The 22,247-nt window shown below is 31.9% G+C and carries 20 protein-coding genes; 11 read left to right on the plus strand and 9 right to left on the minus strand.

Annotated features, from left to right (window positions below):
- The first annotated feature begins 131 nt into the window (after nt 1-131).
- Entirely contained in the window at nt 132-575 is a 444-nt protein-coding gene (locus V6624_RS00540; RefSeq protein ID WP_338840526.1) for a PepSY-like domain-containing protein, read from the plus strand.
- A gap of 125 nt (nt 576-700) precedes the next feature.
- On the opposite strand, the gene V6624_RS00545 is transcribed toward V6624_RS00540, so the two are convergent.
- Nucleotides 701-1,876 (minus strand): GlmU family protein, encoded by a 1,176-nt coding sequence (locus V6624_RS00545; protein ID WP_111285864.1) that lies wholly within the window; start codon nt 1,874-1,876, stop codon nt 701-703.
- A 158-nt stretch (nt 1,877-2,034) separates the two neighbouring features.
- On the minus strand, nt 2,035-2,289 hold the full coding sequence (locus V6624_RS00550) for a type B 50S ribosomal protein L31 (RefSeq protein WP_011921626.1): 255 nt from the start codon (nt 2,287-2,289) through the stop codon (nt 2,035-2,037).
- Nucleotides 2,290-2,539: 250 nt separating this feature from the next.
- On the opposite strand from V6624_RS00550, the gene V6624_RS00555 reads away from it, so the two are divergent.
- The 5 genes from V6624_RS00555 (at nt 2,540) to V6624_RS00575 (ending at nt 8,741) form a co-directional block, all read left to right on the plus strand.
- Nucleotides 2,540-3,070 carry a DUF4199 domain-containing protein gene (locus V6624_RS00555; protein WP_111285862.1) on the plus strand — a complete coding sequence of 177 codons (531 nt, stop codon included), beginning with the start codon at nt 2,540-2,542 and terminating at the stop codon, nt 3,068-3,070.
- An 8-nt stretch (nt 3,071-3,078) separates the two neighbouring features.
- Nucleotides 3,079-4,035 carry a glycosyltransferase family 2 protein gene (locus V6624_RS00560; RefSeq protein ID WP_111285860.1) on the plus strand — a complete coding sequence of 319 codons (957 nt, stop codon included), beginning with the start codon at nt 3,079-3,081 and terminating at the stop codon, nt 4,033-4,035.
- 85 nt (nt 4,036-4,120) lie between these two features.
- Complete coding sequence (locus tag V6624_RS00565) at nt 4,121-5,848, plus strand: phospho-sugar mutase (protein WP_338840534.1); 1,728 nt, start codon at nt 4,121-4,123, stop codon at nt 5,846-5,848.
- 233 nt (nt 5,849-6,081) lie between these two features.
- A complete protein-coding gene (locus V6624_RS00570; protein WP_111285856.1) occupies nt 6,082-7,911 on the plus strand; it encodes an ABC transporter ATP-binding protein in 1,830 nt (609 codons plus the stop codon).
- Nucleotides 7,912-8,039: 128 nt separating this feature from the next.
- Nucleotides 8,040-8,741 carry a DUF2971 domain-containing protein gene (locus V6624_RS00575; protein ID WP_111285854.1) on the plus strand — a complete coding sequence of 234 codons (702 nt, stop codon included), beginning with the start codon at nt 8,040-8,042 and terminating at the stop codon, nt 8,739-8,741.
- 454 nt (nt 8,742-9,195) lie between these two features.
- Here the strand turns inward: V6624_RS00575 and V6624_RS00580 are convergent, their stop codons facing one another.
- The 3 genes from V6624_RS00580 to V6624_RS00590 all read right to left on the minus strand — a co-directional run bounded on the left by V6624_RS00580 (nt 9,196) and on the right by V6624_RS00590 (nt 14,173).
- Nucleotides 9,196-9,915, minus strand: coding sequence for a hypothetical protein (locus tag V6624_RS00580; protein ID WP_111285852.1), 720 nt, complete (start codon nt 9,913-9,915; stop codon nt 9,196-9,198).
- 97 nt (nt 9,916-10,012) lie between these two features.
- Entirely contained in the window at nt 10,013-12,478 is a 2,466-nt protein-coding gene (locus V6624_RS00585; RefSeq protein ID WP_338840535.1) for a TonB-dependent receptor, read from the minus strand.
- 12 nt (nt 12,479-12,490) lie between these two features.
- A complete protein-coding gene (locus V6624_RS00590) occupies nt 12,491-14,173 on the minus strand; it encodes a M23 family metallopeptidase (RefSeq protein ID WP_338840536.1) in 1,683 nt (560 codons plus the stop codon).
- Nucleotides 14,174-14,353: 180 nt separating this feature from the next.
- Here V6624_RS00590 and V6624_RS00595 point away from each other — a divergent pair, with 180 nt between their 5' ends.
- From V6624_RS00595 to V6624_RS00615, 5 genes are all read left to right on the plus strand, one after another.
- Entirely contained in the window at nt 14,354-14,644 is a 291-nt protein-coding gene (locus V6624_RS00595) for a hypothetical protein (protein ID WP_111285848.1), read from the plus strand.
- Nucleotides 14,645-14,648: 4 nt separating this feature from the next.
- Nucleotides 14,649-14,942: a cell division protein ZapA gene (locus V6624_RS00600; protein WP_111285845.1), complete on the plus strand. Its 294-nt coding sequence runs from the start codon at nt 14,649-14,651 to the stop codon at nt 14,940-14,942.
- Between the two features lie 209 nt (nt 14,943-15,151).
- Nucleotides 15,152-16,711 (plus strand): ribonuclease Y, encoded by a 1,560-nt coding sequence (gene rny / locus V6624_RS00605; protein ID WP_111285842.1) that lies wholly within the window; start codon nt 15,152-15,154, stop codon nt 16,709-16,711.
- A 96-nt stretch (nt 16,712-16,807) separates the two neighbouring features.
- A complete protein-coding gene (locus V6624_RS00610; protein ID WP_204251647.1) occupies nt 16,808-17,242 on the plus strand; it encodes a hypothetical protein in 435 nt (144 codons plus the stop codon).
- Nucleotides 17,242-18,108: an IS3 family transposase gene (locus V6624_RS00615; protein ID WP_204251648.1), complete on the plus strand. Its 867-nt coding sequence runs from the start codon at nt 17,242-17,244 to the stop codon at nt 18,106-18,108. Before V6624_RS00610 ends, V6624_RS00615 begins: the two co-directional genes overlap by 1 nt.
- 55 nt (nt 18,109-18,163) lie before the next feature.
- Here V6624_RS00615 and V6624_RS00620 read toward each other — a convergent pair whose 3' ends face one another.
- The 4 genes from V6624_RS00620 to V6624_RS00635 all read right to left on the minus strand — a co-directional run bounded on the left by V6624_RS00620 (nt 18,164) and on the right by V6624_RS00635 (nt 22,196).
- A complete protein-coding gene (locus V6624_RS00620) occupies nt 18,164-19,684 on the minus strand; it encodes a sensor histidine kinase (RefSeq protein ID WP_338840538.1) in 1,521 nt (506 codons plus the stop codon).
- Between the two features lie 150 nt (nt 19,685-19,834).
- Entirely contained in the window at nt 19,835-20,731 is an 897-nt protein-coding gene (gene xerD / locus V6624_RS00625) for a site-specific tyrosine recombinase XerD (RefSeq protein WP_338840539.1), read from the minus strand.
- Nucleotides 20,732-20,810: 79 nt separating this feature from the next.
- A complete protein-coding gene (locus V6624_RS00630) occupies nt 20,811-21,386 on the minus strand; it encodes a porin family protein (protein WP_320493162.1) in 576 nt (191 codons plus the stop codon).
- 210 nt (nt 21,387-21,596) lie between these two features.
- Nucleotides 21,597-22,196: a porin family protein gene (locus tag V6624_RS00635; protein ID WP_338840541.1), complete on the minus strand. Its 600-nt coding sequence runs from the start codon at nt 22,194-22,196 to the stop codon at nt 21,597-21,599.
- Nucleotides 22,197-22,247: the final 51 nt, after the last annotated feature.

Below are 22,247 nucleotides of genomic sequence, written 5' to 3' on the forward strand. Positions count from 1 at the left end.
TGAAAATGTGCTAATTAGATCTCAAACCAATTAGACAATATCTAAATCACAATGGGTGAAACCTTAGCCTTTTTTTTATATTTCAATTTTTTCGTCTTACCTTGTATTATAATTTTAAAAATCAGCAAAATATGAGATCGAAATTAAAACTGACTATTTACTTAATTGCAGGATTAATATTTGGACTTTCTGCAAATGCACAAAAAACTGTAATTAAAAAAGAAGCTTTGCCAGCAAATGCTCAAGCTTTTTTAAAAACCCATTTTGGATCAAAAAAACCAAGCTACATATTAGAAGACAAAGAAATTCTTTCTACAGAATACAAAGTTAAGTTTGCCAATGAAATTGAAATTGAATTCGATAAAAAAGGAAACTGGAAAGAAGTTGACGGCAATAACTCTAAAATTCCAAAATCTATTGTTCCTAAAAAAATTGCTTCGTACATAAAAGAAAATTTCCCGAAAGAAAAAGTAACTAAAATCGAAATTGGAAGTTCTGGTTATGAAACGAAACTTACAAACGGTTTAGAATTAAAATTCAACTTAAAAGAAAATTTTATTAAAATAGACAAATAAGTAAAATGAGAAAATGTGTTAATTAGAAATTCTCAAAACCTTAAACACAACAAAACCCGACAGGTTTTAAAAAACCTGTCGGGTTTGCTATAATTATCTAATTTTCAAATTGACTAATTATCTAATTAGTCTTTTCTCCATTTTTTTGTTTCTTCAAAAATATGCTCCATAATAGCAGCTTCAGTTGCATCAAATTCGATATTTCTTCGACTCATCACTAACCTTGCAGTTTCAAAAGCTTTTTTAGTTACATAAGTTGTAAATCCTGCTGCGCCGCCCCAAGAAAAACTCGGAACAAAATTGCGAGGAAAACCAGATCCGAAAATATTGGCGCTTACACCAACAACTGTTCCTGTATTAAACATCGTATTGATTCCGCATTTACTGTGGTCTCCCATCATTAAACCACAAAACTGAAGTCCGGTTTTTGCAAAACCTTCTGTTTCGTAGCTCCATAATTTTACCTCTTCGTAATTGTTTTTCAGGTTAGAATTGTTTGAATCTGCTCCAATATTACACCATTCACCTAAAACAGAATCACCTAAAAATCCTTCATGCCCTTTGTTTGAATTAGCAAAAAGAACTGAGTTTTTTACCTCACCGCCTATTCTAGATCCAGGACCAACAGTCGTTGCGCCATAAACTTTAGCAGACATTTTCACCATAGCATTTTCGCATAAAGCAAATGGTCCACGAATAACAGTTCCTTCCATGATTTCAGCATTCTTACCTATATATATAGGACCTGTTGAAGCATTTAAAGTTACAAACTCTAATTTTGCTCCTTCTTCGATAAAAATATTTTCTGGCGAAATTACATTTACGCTTTTTGGAATTGGCTGTGACGTACGATCTTCAGTTAGATATTTAAAATCTTGACGAATTGCTGCATCATTTTTAGAGAAAATATCCCAAGTATGTTCAATCGTTATACAATCTTCATTGTATTGAATAATTTCGTAAGTATCAAAATCGACTTCTTCTTGGTTTTCATTTGTAAAAAATGCAATTACATCTTCACCTTTAAAAATCGCCTGATTTTCTGTTAAATTAGAAATCATCTCAGCAAGAGTATCATTTGGTAAATACGCTGCATTGATCATTACGTTTTCTTCCATTTCAACCATTGGAAATTTTTCAGACAAATATTCCTCTGTAATAGTGGTAATTGTAGAACCAAGATATTTTTCCCATTTCTGGCGAATCGTCATAATTCCAACTAGAATATCTGCAACTGGTCTCGTAAAAGTAAAAGGTAATAAAGCATTCCGAACGGGGCCGTCGAAAAGAATGTAGTTCATAAATAATTGAGTTTATTAAAAATTAGTTTGGTTACCTGCCCCAAAGTTACAAATATTTATCTGGTTTCTTAAAATGCCCTTTTAATGATAAGCATAATTTAACGCATAAAAAAAGCCTTCCAGAGTGGAAGGCTTTTGTATTTAAAGAAAAACAGCTATTATTTTTTAGCGTGTTTTGCATATTTAGTTTTGAATTTATCAATACGTCCTGCAGTATCGATAAGTTTAGATTTACCAGTATAAAAAGGGTGAGATGTTCTAGAAATCTCCATTTTTACAACTGGATACTCAACTCCGTCAACTTCAATTGTTTCTTTTGTATCTGCAGTAGATTTAGTGATAAAAACGTCATCATTAGACATGTCTTTAAATGCAACTAATCTGTAATTTTCTGGGTGAATTCCTTTTTTCATCTTTTCTTTTATTTATTGTTTTAGAGCATTTTTATTTTGAAGCTTTCTCATGGTTAGAAAAAGGTGTAAACAACTCTACTCTTTTTTTGTTTAAAAATTTAATTATTTTTGAGTGTGCAAATTTACAATTCTTTTTTAATAAACAAATACTTAGCTCACTTTTTTTTAGTTTATTTCGAAAAGCTTTTTTTATATCCGATTATAGTGGGAATTACTATATTTGTGGATTAATTTTAAACATATAGAAAATATGATTAATGAAGTTATAAAAAAGAATGGAGTTACATACGGTGTAATGATCGGAATTGCATCTGCTTTGGTTACCGCTACAATCTATGCTGTTGATTTAAACTTATTTACAGCTTGGTGGATGGGAATACTAGGAATCGTAATAAGTCTTACAATTAGTATCATTTTACTTTCTAAAACTAAGAAAGAATTAAATGGTGTTTTTCCTTTTAAAGATGCTTTTACTACTTATTTTATAGCTGCAGTAATTGGTATTTTAATATCTACAACTTTTAACATTGTACTTTTTAATGTAATTGATCCGGGTGCAAAGGAGACTTTGAACGAAATTATGATCAAATATACTGTTGGTATGATGCAGAAATTTGGTACACCAGCCTCAGCAATTAATGAAGCTGTTGCTAAGATGAAAGAAAGCAGTCCTTATTCTACAATCGAATTATTAAAAGGATCTATTTTTGCAATCGTAATTAGTGCCATTTTTGGATTAATTTTCGCAGCATTTTTCAAAAGCAAATCTACACAAGAATAAAACTATAAATGAATTTATCTATACTTATACCGCTTCTAAACGAGGAGGAATCACTTAAAGAACTCTATGCTTGGATCATTAAAGTGATGCAATCTAATAATTACTCTTATGAAATCATTTTTGTAGATGATGGTAGTACAGATAGTTCTTGGCAAATTATTGAAGGTTTTTCTAATGAAAATCCGAATGTAAAAGGCATTCGTTTCATGAAAAACTTTGGTAAATCTCAGGCTTTGCATGCTGGTTTTGCAAAAGCAAAAGGGGATGTTATTATAACAATGGATGCCGATTTACAAGACAGCCCAGACGAAATCCCTGAATTGTATGAAATGATTACAGCTCAGAAATATGATTTGGTTTCTGGCTGGAAAAAGAAACGTTACGATTCTATTGTGGCTAAAAATCTTCCTTCAAAATTATTTAACTGGGCGGCTAGAAAAACTTCTGGCGTTGAATTAAATGATTTTAACTGTGGATTAAAAGCTTACAAAAATGTCGTAGTTAAAAACATCGAAGTTTCTGGTGAAATGCACCGATATATTCCTGTTTTGGCTAAAAATGCTGGATTTGGAAAAATTGGCGAAAAAGTAGTTATTCACCAAGCTAGAAAATATGGAGAAACTAAATTTGGAATGGAGCGTTTTATAAACGGTTTTCTGGATTTAATTACCATTTGGTTTTTATCGAGATTCGGAAAAAGGCCAATGCACTTATTTGGCTTTATTGGTTCAATAATGTTTATCATCGGTTTTTTATCGGCTGGATATATTGGGGTATCAAAACTATACCATATGTATAATGGAATGAAATATAGTTTGGTTACCAATAACCCTTGGTTTTACATTGCATTAACAACAATGATTTTAGGAACTCAGCTTTTCTTGGCTGGATTTTTAGGAGAAATTATTTTAAGAACCAAAAACAATGAAGAACGATATAAAGTAGCACGCGAAGTAAATTTTTGACACCAATCAGGAAAAAAAAATCTTTTTGAGTCAAATTAACCTTTGCTGAAAAACTATCTTTATTAAAACATAAAAAACAGTAAAAATGAACATAGCACCTAATATTTTAAGCGCTGTAAACGAATGGCTGACACCAACTTTTGATCAAGAAACGCAGGCTGCAGTTAAAGAATTAATGACAACTTCTCCAAAAGAACTTGAAGAAAGTTTCTATAAAAACTTAGAATTTGGTACTGGAGGAATGAGAGGCGTTATGGGCGTTGGAAACAACCGAATTAACAAATACACACTTGGAAAAAACACTCAGGGATTATCTGATTACCTGCATGAAGTTTTTCCAAATGAACCTTTAAAAGTTGTTATTGCTTACGATTGCCGTCACAACAGTAATACTTTAGCAAAAGTGGTAGCTGATGTTTTCTCTGCAAATGGTATTCAAGTTTATTTATTTTCTGATTTAAGACCAACACCAGAATTATCTTTTGCTCTTAAATATTTAAAATGTCAATGCGGAATTGTTTTAACAGCTTCTCATAATCCGCCAGAATACAATGGCTACAAAGTATATTGGCAAGATGGCGGACAAATTGTTCCTCCGCAAGACAAAGAAATTGTCAATGTAATTGAAGCTTTAGGCTATGACAAAATCAAATTCAGCGCAAACGAAAGTTTAATTCAGTATATCGACACTGAAATTGATAAAGCTTTTATAAAATCATCAATCGAAAACGCAAGTTTCAATACTCCTGCTGAAGCAAAAGACAATCTTCATATTGTTTTCACTTCATTGCACGGAACTTCTATTAAATCTGTTCCAGACGTTTTAGCGCAAGCTGGTTATAAAAACGTTCACATTGTACCAGAACAAGCAGTTCCAGATGGAGATTTCCCAACTGTAAAATCGCCAAATCCAGAAGAACCAGAAGCTTTAACAATGGCTTTAGCCTTAGCTGACAAAACAAATTCTGATATTGTTGTTGGAACAGATCCTGACTGTGACCGTTTAGGTGTTGCCGTTCGTGATAACGACGGTAAAATGATTTTGCTTAACGGAAACCAAACGATGGTTTTAATGACTTCTTTCCTTTTGAAACAATGGAAAAAAGCAGGAAAACTTAATGGCAAACAATTCGTTGGTTCTACAATTGTATCGACTCCAATGATTATGGAATTAGCAACAAGCTATGGCGTTGAATGCAAAGTTGGTTTAACAGGATTTAAATGGATCGCTAAAATGATCAAAGATTTTCCTGAACTTCAATTTATCGGAGGTGGTGAAGAAAGTTTCGGATTCATGGTTGGAGACGCAGTTAGAGATAAAGATGCCGTTGCTGCTACTTTATTAATATGCGAAGTTGCTGCTCAAGCAAAAGCTACTGGAAGTTCAGTTTACAAAGAACTTTTACAACTTTATGTTGAGAACGGTTTCTTTAAAGAATTCTTAGTTTCTTTAACTAAAAAAGGAATGGAAGGTTTAGAAGAAATCAACCAAATGATGGTTAATTTACGTGAAAACCCTCTGAAAGAAATCAACGGACAAAGAGTGATTATGGTTGAAGATTATCAATCATCTACAGCTTTGAATTTATTGACAAACGAAGAATCGATAATGGATATGCCAAAATCTAATGTATTAATTTATTATACAGAAGATGGTTCTAAAATTTGTGCAAGACCAAGCGGAACTGAGCCTAAAATTAAATTCTACATCAGCGTAAATGCTGAAATCGAATCGGTTTCGGATTTTGATGAAGCAGAAAAATTCTTAGATCAAAAAATAGAAAATATCATTGCAGATATGCAATTGAATTAAAATCTGAATATATGCAATTTTGCAGATTGTACGCAAAATTAGCAAGTTCGATATCTTTGAACTCTGATTTACAATCTTGAAAGTAAATCAGAGTTTTTTTTATAAAAAAAACTAAAAAGAAATTGAAAACACCTCAATTGGATTAATTTTGTGCAGTAAAAATTGCGTGCTCAAAATAATTTCAATACCGAGAAACGCCATCGCATTAAAAGAAAATAATATCAAAAAAATAAATGAGTAATTTCAAAAAAATAGTTCCTTTTATATATCCGTATAAAAAATACGCATTCTTAAATATCTTTTTTAATATTTTGTATGCGCTTTTCAGCACACTTTCGTTTGTTGCCTTAATACCAATGCTTCAGGTATTATTTGAAAAAGGAAAAAAAGTAGAAATAGAGCCAGTTTACCAAGGTATTTTTAAAATTAAAGAATACGCCGAAGACTATTTAGCCTATTATATTACAACTGCGCAGCAAAACCATGAACCGGGTTATGTTTTATCTGTAATGGTAACCATCATCATTTCTATTTTCTTACTAAAAAACTTAGCCGATTATTTGGCAATGTTTTTTATCAATTTCTTGAGAAATGGTGTTTTAAAAGATATGCGAAATGCCTTGTATAAAAAAACGCTAGAGCTTCCTTTGGCTTTTTATTCTGAAAAAAGAAAAGGAGATGTGATTTCAAGAATTTCTGCTGACGTAAACGAGGTTCAAAACTCATTTTTAGCCATCTTAGAGCTTATTGTAAAAGAGCCTTTAACAATTATTTTTACGATAACCACTATGCTTATCATCAGTGCTAAGTTGACTTTGTTTGTTTTCATTTTTATTCCAGTTTCTGGATATATCATTTCATTGATTGGAAAACAGCTTAAAAAACAATCAACTAAAGCTCAAGAAGAGCAAGGAAGATTTCTATCTACAATTGAAGAAACAATTGGAGGTTTAAAAGTTGTAAAAGGATATAATTCTGAAAACTATTTTAATACTGTTTTTAGAAACTCTACAGAACGCTTTTTTACTTTATCAAATAGTATTGGAAACCGCCAAAATTTAGCTTCTCCTGCCAGCGAATTTATGGGAATTACTGTAATTGCTATTTTGCTTTGGTACGGAGGTCAAATGGTTTTGATTGATAAAACTTTACAAGGCGCAGCGTTTATTGCTTACATGGGATTAGCATACAACATTCTAACTCCTGCAAAAGCCATTTCTAAAGCTTCTTACGGAGTAAAAAGAGGAAATGCTGCTGCAGAACGTGTTCTTGAAATTTTGGAACAAGAAAACACTATTGTTTCTAAAGAAAATGCAATTGAGAAAACAACTTTTGATCACAATATCAGCGTTCAAAATGTAAACTTTAAATATGAAGAAGAAACTGTTCTTAAAGATTTTTCTCTTCAAATTAAAAAAGGACAAACTGTTGCACTTGTTGGACAATCTGGAAGCGGAAAAAGTACAATTGCCAATTTATTAACTCGTTTTTACGATGTTAATGACGGTTCTATTTCGATTGACGGAATCAACATTAAAGACATGAATCTGCAATCGCTTCGTAGTTTGATGGGATTGGTAACGCAAGACAGCATTTTATTTAATGACACGATTAAAGCAAACATCGCTTTAGGAAAATTAGACGCTACTGATGACGAAATTATCGAAGCGCTTAAAATTGCTAATGCTTATGAGTTTGTAAAAGATCTTCCGCAAGGAATCTATACTAATATTGGAGACAGCGGAAACAAACTTTCTGGAGGTCAAAAACAACGTTTATCAATTGCTCGTGCCGTATTGAAAAATCCACCGATTATGATTTTAGATGAAGCAACATCGGCTTTGGATACAGAAAGCGAAAAATTTGTTCAAGTTGCTCTTGAAAACATGATGCAAAACAGAACTTCAATCGTAATTGCTCACCGTCTTTCAACAATCCAAAAAGCAGACGTCATTGTTGTAATGCAAAAAGGAAAAATCGTTGAACAAGGAACGCACGAAGAATTAATCGCACTGAACGGAACTTACAATAAACTGGTAACAATGCAGTCTTTCGAATCGTAAGAAACGCATCCACCCAAATTAATTTACACAGATTAAGGAAATATTAAAACTCAGTTTAATTTCTTTAATCTGTGTTTATTTTTATAACTTTAGGTTAGTTAAAGAATAAATCATTTAACCTCACAAAAATGTATCTTAACAACCCAAACATCACACTTCCTGACAACCCTGATACCATTGTCTGGAAATATCTGGATTTATCAAAATTTTTGGATTTACTGCTTTCGAAGAAATTATTCATGTCACGTTCAGACAAGTTTGAAGATCAATACGAAGGCACTTTCAGCGAACCTACTTATGAAGAGATCAAAAAACTTGCTATTGATAATCCGGACTTTTTGAATTACTACAAAACACATCGAGAACAAGTTGCTATAAGCAGCTGGCATATTAATGAATATGAATCTTTTGCGATGTGGCAGATTTTCACACAAAATAGCGAAGGATTAGCAATTCAATCAACTATTGGAAGATTACAGAAAGCATTAAAGCCAGAAAATAATTTTGACCAATATATTGGTGAAGTAAATTACATCGACTACAAAAAAGAATATATTCCGTTTGATGATTTGTTCTTTCCCTTTTTATTTAAGCGAAAAAGCTTTCAATACGAGCGCGAAGTCCGTATTATTACCGACACTTCAAAAAGTGACATAAAACTAAACGACGGATTAAAAATCAATGTCGACATCAATCAATTAATTGAAAAAATATACATTCATCCAAAATCTGAAAACTGGTATAAAAAACTCGTAATCGAATTAGTTGAACGTTTGGATTTTGGTTTCGAAATCGAAAAATCAGATTTAGAAAGTGACATATTAATTTAAAGGCGCTAAGGTTCTGAGATGCTAAGACACAAAGTTTCTAAGTTTCTAAGATTCTGAGACACTAAGATTCTAAGTTTTTTTTAGCCAAAGATTGTAAAGGTTTTCTTTCCAGTATCTGATCATGTTCCGTAGGAACATTTCATCGGTAGCAAAAAAAAAATATTGTTATGGTTAATTTTACGTTCCGTAGGAACGTTTGATTTTGACATTTTTTTTGACAATCCGACACATCAAACGTTCCTACGGAACGTAAAATTATCGTCCACCTTTTTTTGTTACCGATGAAACATTCCTACGGAATGACAACTTGATATAAAAACAGAAAACGCATTTTTATAAAAATAATTAAAAAAGAAAGGTTGTCTCAATAAATCAAGACAACCTCTTTCTTAAAAAAATCCTTTATCTGTAGCTAAAAAAACTTAGAATCTTAGTGTCTCAGAATCTCAGCAACTTAGATAGGTTTATAACTCTTCACTTCCCATTTTTTAGAAGCTAAATCTATATAATTGTAGTGCAGCACATCGCTTTTATCAAACTGCCCATTTTGGTTAGTATCTTCAATCGTTCTAAAATAAAGACGGTTTTTAGACTCAATTAAACTCCAATCTACCAATTCTTCTAAATCGGCTGAAACTTTTGTGAAATTTTCTCCGCTAATATCGCTCAAATACAACGTTTTAATATCACTTGTATCTATTTTGCCATCTTTGTTCGTGTCAGAATCTGTCAGTGTGTAAACCATCACATTATTATGAGTTTTATCTGCAACAGGTTTTAAATAAGTTGCTGTTAAAATCAAAATTGGTTTATCCGACAAAGGACGAATAGAATCTGAATCTACTTTTTGGAATTTTAAATTCTGAAGATATCCCGTAATCTCATATTCGCCTAAATTAGAAATCGTAAAGCTTACATCATTCACACTCGAAGAACCAAATCTAGCTTTAGAACCTCTTTCATAAACTCTTAAATCACCAACTGGATGAATTAAATAATTTGTCCCTTCCAACTGAATCGGCAAATCGGCGATTTCAATTTGAGTCGTATCTGTTTTAGTAATACTTACTTTATTTGAAGCACCGTAGCTTACTTTTGGTTTTTGAACTTCTTCTCGGCAGCTAATTACTGTTCCGACAAGTATTAGGGCGATATATTTAAAATACTTTTTCATCTACAATGGTTATATACGATTATCAAATATACTATTTTTGATTGTATTTTTTGTTTTTATTGAATTTTACTAGTTCATTAGTTCATAACGAAACAAATTACAATCTCGCATTTAACTTAACGTTAAAAACTCTCGAAGTCATATAATTTGGAATCGCATATTGATTTTTAGAATACACATCACGAACCCAAGTATTAGTAATCGCGTTTTGATTATTGAAAAGATTAAAAATTTCTAGTCCTAGCGATAATTCTTTAAAGTTTTTCAGCCAACCCGTTTTTGTGTTTTGTGTACTGCTGTCTACAAAAACTTTTGCAAAACCAATATCTGCTCTTCTATAATCATTCAATCTATTTTGATATAAATATGGATCTGAGTAAGCCGGTGCACCACCTGGCAAACCAGTATTGTAGACTAAATTCAAATATACTTTCACACTTGGAATGTTCGGCATATAATCCTGAAACAATATAGCAAATTTCAAACGCTGATCTGTTGGACGTGCAATATAACCTTTGTCTTCGTAATTTTCCTCGGTTTTCAAATAGCCAAAACTCACCCAAGATTCTGTTCCAGGTACAAATTCGCCGTTCAATCTAAAATCCAGACCTTGCGCATACGCTTTTGCATTATTATTCGCAACGTAGCGAATGCGGACATTATCGATCGAATACACGTTGACATCTGAAAGTGATTTATAATACAATTCCGTAACCCATTTAAAAGGGCGATTCCACATTTTGAAATTATAATCATTTCCTAAAACGATATGAATTGCTTCCTGTGCTTTCACATTCGGATTTACAACGCCGTCTAAATCTCGTAATTCTCTATAAAACGGTGGTTGATGGTACAATCCTCCTGAAATCCTGAAAACCATATCACGATCCCAATCTGGTTTTATAGCAAACTGAGCTCGCGGACTTACTACAAATTGTGTTTTTCCTTCTTCTAAAGCTCCAGAAACATTCCAGCCTTGAAAACGAGCTCCTAAATGATACCAAATTCGGCTTGAGCCAATTTCAGATTGTTTGTTCCATTGGGCATAACCAGAGAATCTATTTATCGTATTAAAGTTTGTTGCGCGTATATTTTGATAAGGCAAGAGCGGACCTGTATAAGGTGTATACGGCTGATTATTTTCTGGTAAGATAACTAAAGGTGGATTTATCGAAAATCCTGCAGAATCGATTACTTCCCACTCCACTACTCGATCTCGAATAGATTCTCTTGTATATTTTAAACCAAATTCTAACTGGCTTTCTTTCCAATCTTTAGTTCCTTTCAATTCGATATTAGCAATTAAAGCATCCAAATCATTTCTTGCATGATTTAATTGAGAACCAATTCCGCGAGTAAAATCAACTGAAGATGCATCTCCTGAATCCTCAAAATTTATATTACCTAAACGATATTGCGCCAAAATATCAAAATGTTCTTTTTCTGTGGTATGAAATAAAGAACCAATTAATTTTAAAGTAAGTGTTGGCGAAGCTTTATAAGTAGTTTTTAAAGCTCCAAAATAAGTATCGTATTGATCTTTTTCCTGTCCGTCATAATAAACTGCAAGTGCCATTGGCTGATCTAAAGTCCCAAAATTAGTCTGGCGAACCAAAGGCTGATAAGAATATTTATTTTGAGAAATATTTCCTAAAAAGCTCATTTGCCATTTTTCAGAAATATCATAATTGACATTAGTCTGAACATCTGCAAAAGTTGGTTTGTAATTTGTCTGAGTATCTTGACTATTTACCAAAAGACTATTATTTCGATAACGGACTCCTGTTACCGCAGACCATTTTTTATTTTTCGAAACCAAATCGACCGCAGCGCTTCCTCCTAAAAAACTTGCTTCAAAAGCAGCGCCAAAATGAGTTGGTTTTCTATAAGTAATATCTAAAACAGAAGATAATTTATCACCAAATTTTGCTTGAAATCCGCCAGCAGAAAATTCAACGTTTTGAACTAAATCTGTATTGGTAAAACTCAAACCTTCTTGCTGTCCTGAACGAATCAAAAACGGACGATACACTTCGACTTCATTTACATAAACTAGATTTTCATCATAGTTTCCGCCACGAACCATGTATTGTGTACTTAGTTCGTTATTTGAATTTACACCTGGAAGTGTTTTCAAAACATTTTCAATTCCGGCATTAGCACCAGGAATTTTCTTTATCGTTTCTGTGTCAATAGTTGCAATTCCTTGAACTCTTTTTCGATTACCCGAAGAAACAAAAACTTCTCCCATTTGCTCTTGTGAATTATTCATTATAGGGTTAAAAACAAAAACTTCATTTGTTTTCAAGCTAACCGTCAAACTCATCATTTTTAAAGAAACGTGGGTAAATATCAGCGAAACTTTTTTGTTTGAAGGGACTTCAATTTCATAAAAACCATTCAAATCTGATTGCACTGATGTTCCTTGCGAAGAAATATTCACACTCGGAACAGGATGTTTTTCTGCATCTAAAATCACTCCTTTTATGCGAGCATTTTGAGCTAGTACAATACAGCTAAAAAACGAAAAAAGAAAAACGAATATAAACCTATTATAATTCAAAGATTTTGGGTTTTATTTTTGTTGACTCCTAAAAAAACGAGTTTCAAAGATAGTAGTATTTCCTACATTATCAACCACCTCAATTTTTAAAAAGTTTTCGCCTTCAGCCAAATATTGCGGATCAAAAGTATGGGTAATTCTTCTTGCTTTACTTTCATATTCAAACAAAACCCAACTTCCGTTTAAATATCCGTTATAAGATTTTATTCCAGACAAAGAATCGCTGATTGTAAAATCAATTTTCTTTTGATCGCTAATCCATTTTCCTTCAATTGGTTTAGCAATTTTTATGACAGGCGGAATTGTATCTAAAACCAAACCATACTGCCCTAAAATTTTTGCCTTAGCAGTAAAAACATTGTCTTTTCTAATCGTTCCATTGTAACTAGTGCCTTTTCCTATATAAAGTTTATCACGTAAATTTTCAGGATAAGAATCATCTTTTACCGTAATTGTAAAATTAGAATGCACTGGAACTGTATCATCATGAATATAAATCTTGTTGTTTCGAACATCAAAATTCATATTAAAATCTTCATAGAAAGTTCCAGCTGGAAAGAAAACAGACATATTATCTTTCTCAAAATTGGTATCTCTATTGTATTTTACAAAATATTTCGAAGTGATTGGTTCCGCTTCTACAAAAGGAGTTGCATCATCAAATTCAATTGGAACGGTAACAGAATTTAGATTTCCGAAATAATCAGAAACTTCAATTCTATAAGAAGAAGCCAAATTTGGTTCAGTCTTTATGATACCTCTAAGAGAATCTGTTTTAATAATGCTTAAAGCAAAAGGCGTTTTCATAAAAAGTTTCTGTACACGCTGTCCTGTTTTTTTATAACGCTGATAATCTATGAAAGCATTGATGTAACGCATTTCATCAAAAGAATAAGTATTAAACTGGTAATTATAATTTGGATTACCGTTTAAAAAAGTAGTAACATTAAAAACACCATTTTTATTAAACGAAACATCATCAGTATCTACAGCATTGATTCCGAAACCAATTTTTCCGTTTGCTTTCACTTTAGAAGCCAAATAAGTTCCGTCTTTTTGAAGTGCCATACTTAACAGCAACGGCTGTTTAGACTGATTTACGGTTGCATTATCTAAAGGATAAACGTATAAACTAGACAAAGTTGGCTTTTTTGTATCTTTTATATTTTGGTCAAAGCCAAAGAAAATCGGGTTTATAACAAATTCTGTTTTAGTATCTCTAATTTCAAAATGAAGATGTGGCCCTTCTGAAGAACCTGTATTTCCTGAAAGGCCAATAATATCTCCTTTTGAAACCGGAAGTTCTCCAGGTTTTGGAAACATTTCGATTTCGTATGCCTTTTCTTTATAGTGCGTCGCTTTTACATAATCTAAAATTGGCCCAACTGGAGTCTGCAAATGTCCATAAATAGAAGTATATCCATTTGAATGTGTAATGTAAATACATTTTCCATTTCCAAAAGTCGAAATTTTAATTCTTGAAACATAACCATCAGCAATGGCATGAACGCTTAATCCTTCTCTTTGATTGGTTTTTAAATCAAAACCAGCATGAAAATGGTTGGGTCTTAACTCTCCAAAATTGCCGGAAAGTTGCATTGGAATATCTAGTGGAGGTCTAAAATAATCTTTAGGATATTGCGTCTGAGCAAATATAAAATTACAAATCAAAAGGGTAAGTACGGAAAATCTCATAAGCAACATTTTTGCTAAGATAACGAAAAATAAACCAATAAAAGCAAGAAAAAAGCTTCAAAAATACAATTAATTGAAATACACTTATTTATCTATTTTAATGTAAAAAAATCGATAAAAAATTGCATTAATAAAAAGGAATATTAACTTTGTAGGATTAAGTAATGAATAGGATGTATAATGAGTGTAATTGCCGAAATAATTGATACTCTTGAATATAAAGTCGAAAAGCTTTTTGAAAAATCAAAAGGCTTGGAGAAAAACAATCAAGTATTACGATTAGAATTAGCCAAAGCTGCGCAAATTATCCAGAAACAATCTGAGGAAATGGAGGCTTTGAAAAAGCAAAATGAAACACTTAAGATAGCCAATTCGTTGCTTGGCAGCGACAATAACAAGAGAGAGACAAAGCTTAAAATAAATTCATTAATTCGCGAAATTGATTACTGTATAGCACAATTATCAGATTAGTAATATGGACGGAAAGCTTAAAATTAAAATATCAATTGCCGATCGCGTTTACCCACTTACGGTTGAACCCGCTCAAGAAGAAGGACTTAGAAGTGCTTCAAAAAAAATTGATGCCATGATAAAGCAATTCGAAGAAAATTACGCTGTTCGCGACAAACAAGATGTTCTAGCAATGTGCGCATTACAATTCGCATCACAAGTAGAACAAAAACAAATTGATAACGCAATCGATGGAGAAGAAACTATCGAAAGAATTAAAAGATTAAATACGCTTTTAGATCAATATCTCGAAAAATAAACGTTCTTTACAGAAACTAAGATACTGCCTACATTAGTTCACAATTGGTAAACTCAACACTAACAATTTAGAATGAGCAAATCGTCGCTACTATAGTATGCCCTCCATTTGGCTGGGAAACTTGAACAGTGAGTTAGCTCAAAACTTGTCTTTACGAGTTTATACAAGCAATTAATGTAGGCTTTTTTTATATATAAACCCTAACAAACATGGACATCATAACGATCATTATTGGTATTGTAGGTATTGCGGCGGGATTTGCAATAGCTAAAATTATCGAGAAAAGTAATATTTCAAACCTAATCAAAAATGCTAAAAAAGAAGCTGCTTCAATTTTGAAAGATGCTAATTTAGAAGCTGAAAATATTAAAAAAGATAAAATTCTTCAAGCTAAAGAGCGTTTTATCGAACTTAAATCTGAACACGAACAAGTTATTTTAGCAAGAGACAAAAAAGTTGCTGAAGTAGAAAAACGCGTACGTGATAAAGAATCTCAAGTTTCGAACGAACTTTCAAAAGCTAAAAAAGTAAATGACGAGTTTGAAGCTAAAACGGCTGAATACAATAACAAAATTGAAGTTTTAGACAAAAAACAAGCTGAAGTTGACAAACTTCACAAAAGCCAATTACAGCAATTAGAAGTAATTTCTGGACTTTCTGCTGAAGAAGCAAAAGAGCAATTGGTTGAAGGTTTAAAAGCTGAAGCTAAAACCAAAGCGATGTCTCATATTCAAGAAACTATTGAAGAGGCAAAACTTACTGCACAGCAAGAAGCTAAAAAAATCATCATCAACACAATTCAAAGAGTTGGAACTGAAGAAGCTGTTGAAAACTGCGTTTCTGTTTTCAATATCGAATCTGACGATGTAAAAGGTAGAATTATCGGTCGTGAAGGTCGTAATATTAGAGCTCTTGAAGCTGCAACTGGAGTTGAAATCATTGTTGATGATACACCAGAAGCTATCATTCTTTCTTGTTTTGATCCTGTTCGTAGAGAAATTGCTCGTTTGTCTTTACACAAATTAGTAACTGACGGACGTATTCACCCTGCAAGAATTGAAGAAGTTGTTGCTAAAACAGCAAAACAAATCGATGACGAAATTATTGAAGTTGGAAAACGTACTGTAATCGACTTAGGAATTCACGGTTTACACCCAGAATTGATTAAAGTTGTTGGTAGAATGAAATATCGTTCTTCTTACGGACAAAACTTATTACAACACTCAAGAGAAGTTTCTAAACTTTGCGGTATCATGGCTGCAGAATTAGGATTAAATGTAAAACTAGCTAAAAGAGCTGGTTTATTACACGATATCGGAAAAGTGCCAGATACAGAAAGTGATTTACCACACGCACTTTTAGGTATGCAATGGGCTGAGAAATACGGTGAAAAAGAAGAAGTTTGCAACGCAATTGGAGCACACCACGATGAGATTGAAATGAAATCTTTATTGTCTCCAATTATTCAAGTTTGTGATGCTATTTCTGGAGCAAGACCAGGCGCTAGACGTCAAGTTTTAGATTCTTACATCCAGCGTTTGAAAGATCTTGAAGATGTAGCTTACGGATTCAGCGGAGTTAAAAATGCATATGCTATTCAAGCTGGTAGAGAACTTCGTGTAATTGTAGAAAGCGAAAAAGTTTCTGATGACAATGCAGCAAACTTATCTTTTGAGATTTCACAAAAAATTCAAACAGAAATGACTTATCCTGGACAGGTAAAAGTTACAGTTATTAGAGAAACAAGAGCTGTAAATATTGCTAAATAATCTAAGGAAACATAAATAAAAAGGCTGTCAATTGACAGCCTTTTTTATTTATGTTTATGTCTTGTCCTGAAATAGCGATACACAAAAAGTATCATTATGGAAAAAGATCAAGAATTGCGCTATGTAAAGCGCACCCAAAAAGATTACAGCATGTCTTTTAAGCTTCAAATTGTTCAGGAAATAGAACAAGGAAGAATTTCAATTTCTCAGGTTAAAAAAGATTATGCCATTCAGTCCCGTTCTACAATCGTTCAATGGCTTCGAAAATTTGGTAACTTTGATTGGGACAATCAAACACCTTCTGCTATGCCAAAATCTCCTGAACAAAAAATAATGGAACTTGAAGCCAAAGTGAAGTTATTAGAAAAACAAAAATCATTTTTAGAACAGCAGGCTTACGTTGCCGATAAAAAAGCTATTATTTTCGATATGATGATTGATATAGCAGAAAAAGAATATCAAATTGACATTCGAAAAAACTCACCACCCGAACAATCGAACATTTTAAAGAAGAACATCAACAAACAATAATGTTTGCCTGTACTTTGTTCGGGATAGACAGACAGGTTTATTATCGAAGAATAAAAAGAACCAGTTCCAGAAAGCTTATTGCCTCAGAAGTTATTAGTCTGGTTTTGAAAATTAGAAATACAATGCCCCGAATAGGAGCAAAAAAACTATATTATCTTTTAAAAATCCAATTGAATCAACTCAAAATCGGCAGGGATAAATTTATAGATATACTTAGAGCTAATCATTTATTAATAACACCTAGACGTTCTTATCATATAACAACAAACTCTCATCATAGATTTAGAAAGCATGAGAATCTAATATTGGATTTAAAAATCTGCAGACCAGAACAAGTCTGGGTATCAGACATAACTTATGTTGGAAAAAGAGAGAATCCATGTTATTTAAGTCTTATAACAGATGCTTACTCTAAAAAAATAATGGGTTTTTATGTGGCAGATAATATGAATACTAAAAGCAGTTTAACAGCTTTAAAAAATGCAATAAAACAGCGCCGAGATAAAGGAAAAACATTAATCCACCATTCAGATAGAGGACTGCAGTATTGTTCTGATCAATATCAAAAACTATTATATAAAAACAATATAAGATGCAGTATGACACAAAACTCTGATCCTTATGAAAATGCAGTGGCGGAGAGAATAAATGGAATTTTAAAACAAGAATTTAATATTGATAAATTTAATCAGCAACTTGCTGTGATGAAGATTTTAATAAAAGATGCAATTGAGGTTTATAATAATGAAAGGCCCCATTATTCTAATTATATGCTAACACCCAATCAAATGCACAAACAAAACATAGTAGAAATGAGAACTTATAAAACAAAAACACCTGCAAAAAAAGTTCTTACAGGTGTTTAATTAAATATATTTGTCTAATAATCTGTATCGATTATTTAGGACTAGTCATTAAATTTTACATATCATTAAAAACGATTTTAAAGCTTGTTCCCACTCCTACTTCACTTTCCACTTCAACTGTTCCTTTCATCGCTTCAATTTGATTTCTGGTAATATATAATCCAATACCTCGGGCTTCCTCGTGTTTATGAAAGGTTTTATACATTCCAAATAATAAATCACCATAAACTTTTAAATCAATTCCGAGGCCGTTATCCGTAATCTTCAGAGATTTAAAACCTTCGCGTTCTATTGCAAAATCAAAAGTAATTATTGGATCTCGATCTGGATGCGCATATTTAATCGCATTTGTCGTAAAATTCAACAAAACACTTTCCATATATGCAGGATTAAAATTAATCGTCAAGTATTTCGGAACGTTATTTACAATGGTTACATTTCGCTGTTTATCATATCCTTTAATTGTCGAAATAGTTTTTTCGATATACTCACAAAGCTTTAACGGAACAACCGCAATATTAATATTACTCTGCGTTTTTACAATTTGCGTAAGATTTGAAATGGTTTCATTCAGATCATTGGAAACGGTACGCAAATGTTCCAGCATTTCTTCTACAGTTTGTCTATTAACATCGGCATCAATAAAATCTAAAATCGATTTTATATTTCCTGCCTGCGTATTTAAATTATGAGAAACAATATGCGAAAAGTTCAATAAACGGCTATTTTGATCACTATATAATTTCATGGTTTTCATAAGCTCAAGCTCTTTTTCTTTTTGAGCCGAAACATCTGTATGAGTTCCAATTACCCGTAATGGTTTTCCATTTTCATCACGTTTAATTACTTTTCCACGATCTAAAATCCATTTATAATTACCACTCGACGTCATTACTCGATGATAGTTTTCATAATATGGGATTTTATTATCAAAATGCTCATGGATATCCGAATAATATTTTGGAAGATCATCTGGATGCACAATTTTATCCCAGCGTTCAGGATCATCAAAAATATCTGCAGAGTCAAGCTCCAAAATTTTAAGAGACAAAGAAGAGTAAAAAACGCTATTTGTAACCATATCCCAATCCCAAATACCAACAGTTGAAGCATCGAGTGCAAATTGAAAACGTTCTTCGGATATTCTCAGTTTTTCTTCTTTATCTTTTAATTCTGTGATATCAGAAACGTGACCATAAAAAATTACATTTCCATTTATTCCTGATTCTGTTTTGGAAGATATTTTAAACCAGCGAATTCCTTTTTGAGGAAGAGTAGCTCTAAACTCAATTTCCCAAGGTTTTATTTCTTTTCTGGCTTTGATTAAAGATTGAAAAAAAAGTTCACGATCCTGTGGCACAATTCTATCGTAAACTATAAGCTTAATATCATTATTAAAATCTAGTGCAGAAAGTTCAAATATTTCATCTGCCGATTTACTTATTAAAGGAAACGAGTAATTATTATCAGCATCGATAACAAACTGAAAAAGTAAGTCGGGCATTTCGGCCAACAATTTCTTATAAAAATTATTTACCTCTAAGCAATCTTCATTCCCATATAAATCAAAAACCATATACTACCTTTTTATGTAAATAAAAAATCCTAAGCTTTCACTTCAAAAAAGAGAGAAAAATAACAACATTATGCTTTTTTGTTTTTATTGCAACAAGATTTTAACACAATATATTAATTTTTGCAATAATAAATATAAAATTCCGAAAAATTATTTTCTTGGATGAAAACTATGCATCACTTCTTTTAAAAAACGTCTATCCAAATGAACATAGATTTCTGTAGTTGTAATAGACTCATGTCCAAGCATTAACTGAATTGATCTTAGATCTGCTCCGTTTTCTAATAAGTGAGTTGCAAAAGAATGACGAAGTGTATGGGGACTGATACTTTTTTTCAATCCTACTTTTTGAGCAAGATCTTTAATGATCGTAAAAACCATAGCTCGAGTTAATTGATTTCCTCTTCGGTTTAAAAACAAAGTATCTTCAGCTCCTTTTTTAATATTCAAATTAATACGCACTGCATTTCGATAAATATCAATATATTTTTGAGTTAGAGAACCAATTGGAACAAAGCGTTCTTTATTTCCTTTACCCGTTATTTTAATAAAACCTTCATCAAAAAACAGATCAGAGATTTTCAGCGAAATTAATTCGGAAACACGAAGTCCGCAGCCATATAAAGTTTCGAGCATCGCACGGTTTCGTTCACCTTCATTGGTGCTTAGATCAATTGTTTCAATCAAAGCATCAATTTCCTGAAGAGACAAAGTATCAGGCAATTTTCGGCCCGTTTTTGGCGCTTCAATTAATTCTAAAGGATTGTCGTTTCTGTAATCCTCAAAAACCAGATAATTAAAAAAACTTTTTAATCCAGAAATTATCCTTGCCTGAGATCTCGGATTTACCTCTTTAGCGACCGAATAAATAAATTGCTGTAATGTTTCATCCGAAATTTTTATTGGCGAAACATCTATTTGATTCGTTTCTAAAAAAAGGCACAAACGTTCGATATCAAAGCCGTAGTTCTCAATCGTATTTTTAGACAAACCTCTCTCAATCCTCAAATACGACTGATAATCTTTTATATATCTGCTCCAATTCATATTTACAAAGTAAGTAATTTTTTGGCATAAAAAAACCTTCCGTTATTGGGAAGGTCTTTAAAATATTTTAAAATTCAGATTAGAATTTATAAGCAGCAGTTATAGCTAAAACACTGTTTTTTGGGCTATCATAATACTCATCCCAAGTGTCAGCATCATTATCTGCAATATTAGATAACCCCACAGTATAACGAGCGCCAACTGAAAAATTATCTGTAAAGTTATATCCAACTCCAAAATTAAACCCAGTATCAACAGATTTAAAACCATCTTTAACATCTTCTCCTTCGCTTTTCGCAGAAACTAAAAATCCTAATTGTGGTCCAGCTTCAACGGTAAATTGTTTAGTAACGTAAAATTTAGCTAAAACAGGAACATTAATATAGTTTAATTTAGTATCAAAATCTCTATTGCCAAATTCAAGTTTAGCACCTTGAGTAGAAAACAAAAGCTCTGGCTGAATAGACAATCTCTCGATAACTTTAATTTCAGCAAAACCTCCTATTTGAAAACCAACTAAAGAGTTCGCATCATAATAGTTACCACCAGCAAAACTTGTTATATTAAGACCTCCTTTTATTCCAAATCTTGTTTCCTGAGCATTTGAGAATGCAAAAGCCATAATTGCAATGGCAGATAAAATAATTTTTTTCATTTTAATTTGTTTTGGGTTAAATTAATTACATCAAATATAAAAATTTTCTTCACAAATCTATATTAGGAATTTAACAAATAAAATAGTAAATAAAACACTAATTGTTAATTTTAAATTAAGCCTATTTAAAAATTAGAATTATCAACATAAAAAAAGACCTTCCTTAAAAATTAAGAAAAGGTCTTTAAAAAACTAACTAAATGTTTTTTATTAGAATTTATATCCAACTGATAATGAAATTACATTATTATGTATTTTCTCATCTTTGAAATCAGAAATATTTGATACTCCAAAATTATATCTTACGCCAGCCGAAATATTTTCTGTAAAATCATACCCAGCACCAATATTTAAACTAAAAGATGTAGATTTAAAATTATCTTTTATATTTTCTTTTCCAGAATATTTTTCTCCATTATCGCTCTCTTCCCACTTATTTTTAGCAGATAATAAAAATCCAATCTGTGGTCCAGCCTCAAGGCCTAATTTTTCTACCACATAATATTTAGCTAATACAGGAATATTTAAATAGCTTGCATTAATATTACCTTCATAAGAATAAAATTCTCCAGATTCTTTAATTTTTGCACCTTGCAAAGAATACATAACCTCTGGTTGTACAGAGAATTTATCTGCAAGTTTAAATTCTGCAAAACCTCCTACTTGAAAACCAACTTTAGATGATGTATTTTCTATATCTCCTGTCAGATTTGATAAATTGATCCCACCTTTTACTCCAAACTTAACATCTTGAGCATTTGCCCATCCGAAAGTCATTACTGCAATAGCAGCTAAAACAATTTTTTTCATAATTTTTTTAAATATTAATTTGATTTAATATTCACAAAACTAAGATTAGGA

The organism is Flavobacterium ginsenosidimutans, assembly GCF_037478105.1.
GTDB classification, from domain to species: Bacteria; Bacteroidota; Bacteroidia; order Flavobacteriales; family Flavobacteriaceae; genus Flavobacterium; species Flavobacterium ginsenosidimutans.

Coding starts and splice junctions, on each gene's coding strand:
- V6624_RS00610 (WP_204251647.1), top strand. CDS start 16,808: ATGGAAAAAGATCAAGAATTGCGCTATGTAAAGCGCACCCAAAAAGAT.
- V6624_RS00545 (WP_111285864.1), bottom strand. CDS start 1,876: ATGAACTACATTCTTTTCGACGGCCCCGTTCGGAATGCTTTATTACCT.
- V6624_RS00615 (WP_204251648.1), top strand. CDS start 17,242: ATGTTTGCCTGTACTTTGTTCGGGATAGACAGACAGGTTTATTATCGA.
- V6624_RS00580 (WP_111285852.1), bottom strand. CDS start 9,915: ATGAAAAAGTATTTTAAATATATCGCCCTAATACTTGTCGGAACAGTA.
- V6624_RS00550 (WP_011921626.1), bottom strand. CDS start 2,289: ATGAAAAAAGGAATTCACCCAGAAAATTACAGATTAGTTGCATTTAAA.
- V6624_RS00570 (WP_111285856.1), top strand. CDS start 6,082: ATGAGTAATTTCAAAAAAATAGTTCCTTTTATATATCCGTATAAAAAA.
- V6624_RS00575 (WP_111285854.1), top strand. CDS start 8,040: ATGTATCTTAACAACCCAAACATCACACTTCCTGACAACCCTGATACC.
- V6624_RS00600 (WP_111285845.1), top strand. CDS start 14,649: ATGGACGGAAAGCTTAAAATTAAAATATCAATTGCCGATCGCGTTTAC.
- V6624_RS00565 (WP_338840534.1), top strand. CDS start 4,121: ATGAACATAGCACCTAATATTTTAAGCGCTGTAAACGAATGGCTGACA.
- V6624_RS00635 (WP_338840541.1), bottom strand. CDS start 22,196: ATGAAAAAAATTGTTTTAGCTGCTATTGCAGTAATGACTTTCGGATGG.
- V6624_RS00630 (WP_320493162.1), bottom strand. CDS start 21,386: ATGAAAAAAATTATTTTATCTGCCATTGCAATTATGGCTTTTGCATTC.
- V6624_RS00595 (WP_111285848.1), top strand. CDS start 14,354: ATGAGTGTAATTGCCGAAATAATTGATACTCTTGAATATAAAGTCGAA.
- V6624_RS00560 (WP_111285860.1), top strand. CDS start 3,079: ATGAATTTATCTATACTTATACCGCTTCTAAACGAGGAGGAATCACTT.
- V6624_RS00620 (WP_338840538.1), bottom strand. CDS start 19,684: ATGGTTTTTGATTTATATGGGAATGAAGATTGCTTAGAGGTAAATAAT.
- V6624_RS00555 (WP_111285862.1), top strand. CDS start 2,540: ATGATTAATGAAGTTATAAAAAAGAATGGAGTTACATACGGTGTAATG.
- V6624_RS00590 (WP_338840536.1), bottom strand. CDS start 14,173: ATGAGATTTTCCGTACTTACCCTTTTGATTTGTAATTTTATATTTGCT.
- V6624_RS00540 (WP_338840526.1), top strand. CDS start 132: ATGAGATCGAAATTAAAACTGACTATTTACTTAATTGCAGGATTAATA.
- rny (WP_111285842.1), top strand. CDS start 15,152: ATGGACATCATAACGATCATTATTGGTATTGTAGGTATTGCGGCGGGA.
- xerD (WP_338840539.1), bottom strand. CDS start 20,731: ATGAATTGGAGCAGATATATAAAAGATTATCAGTCGTATTTGAGGATT.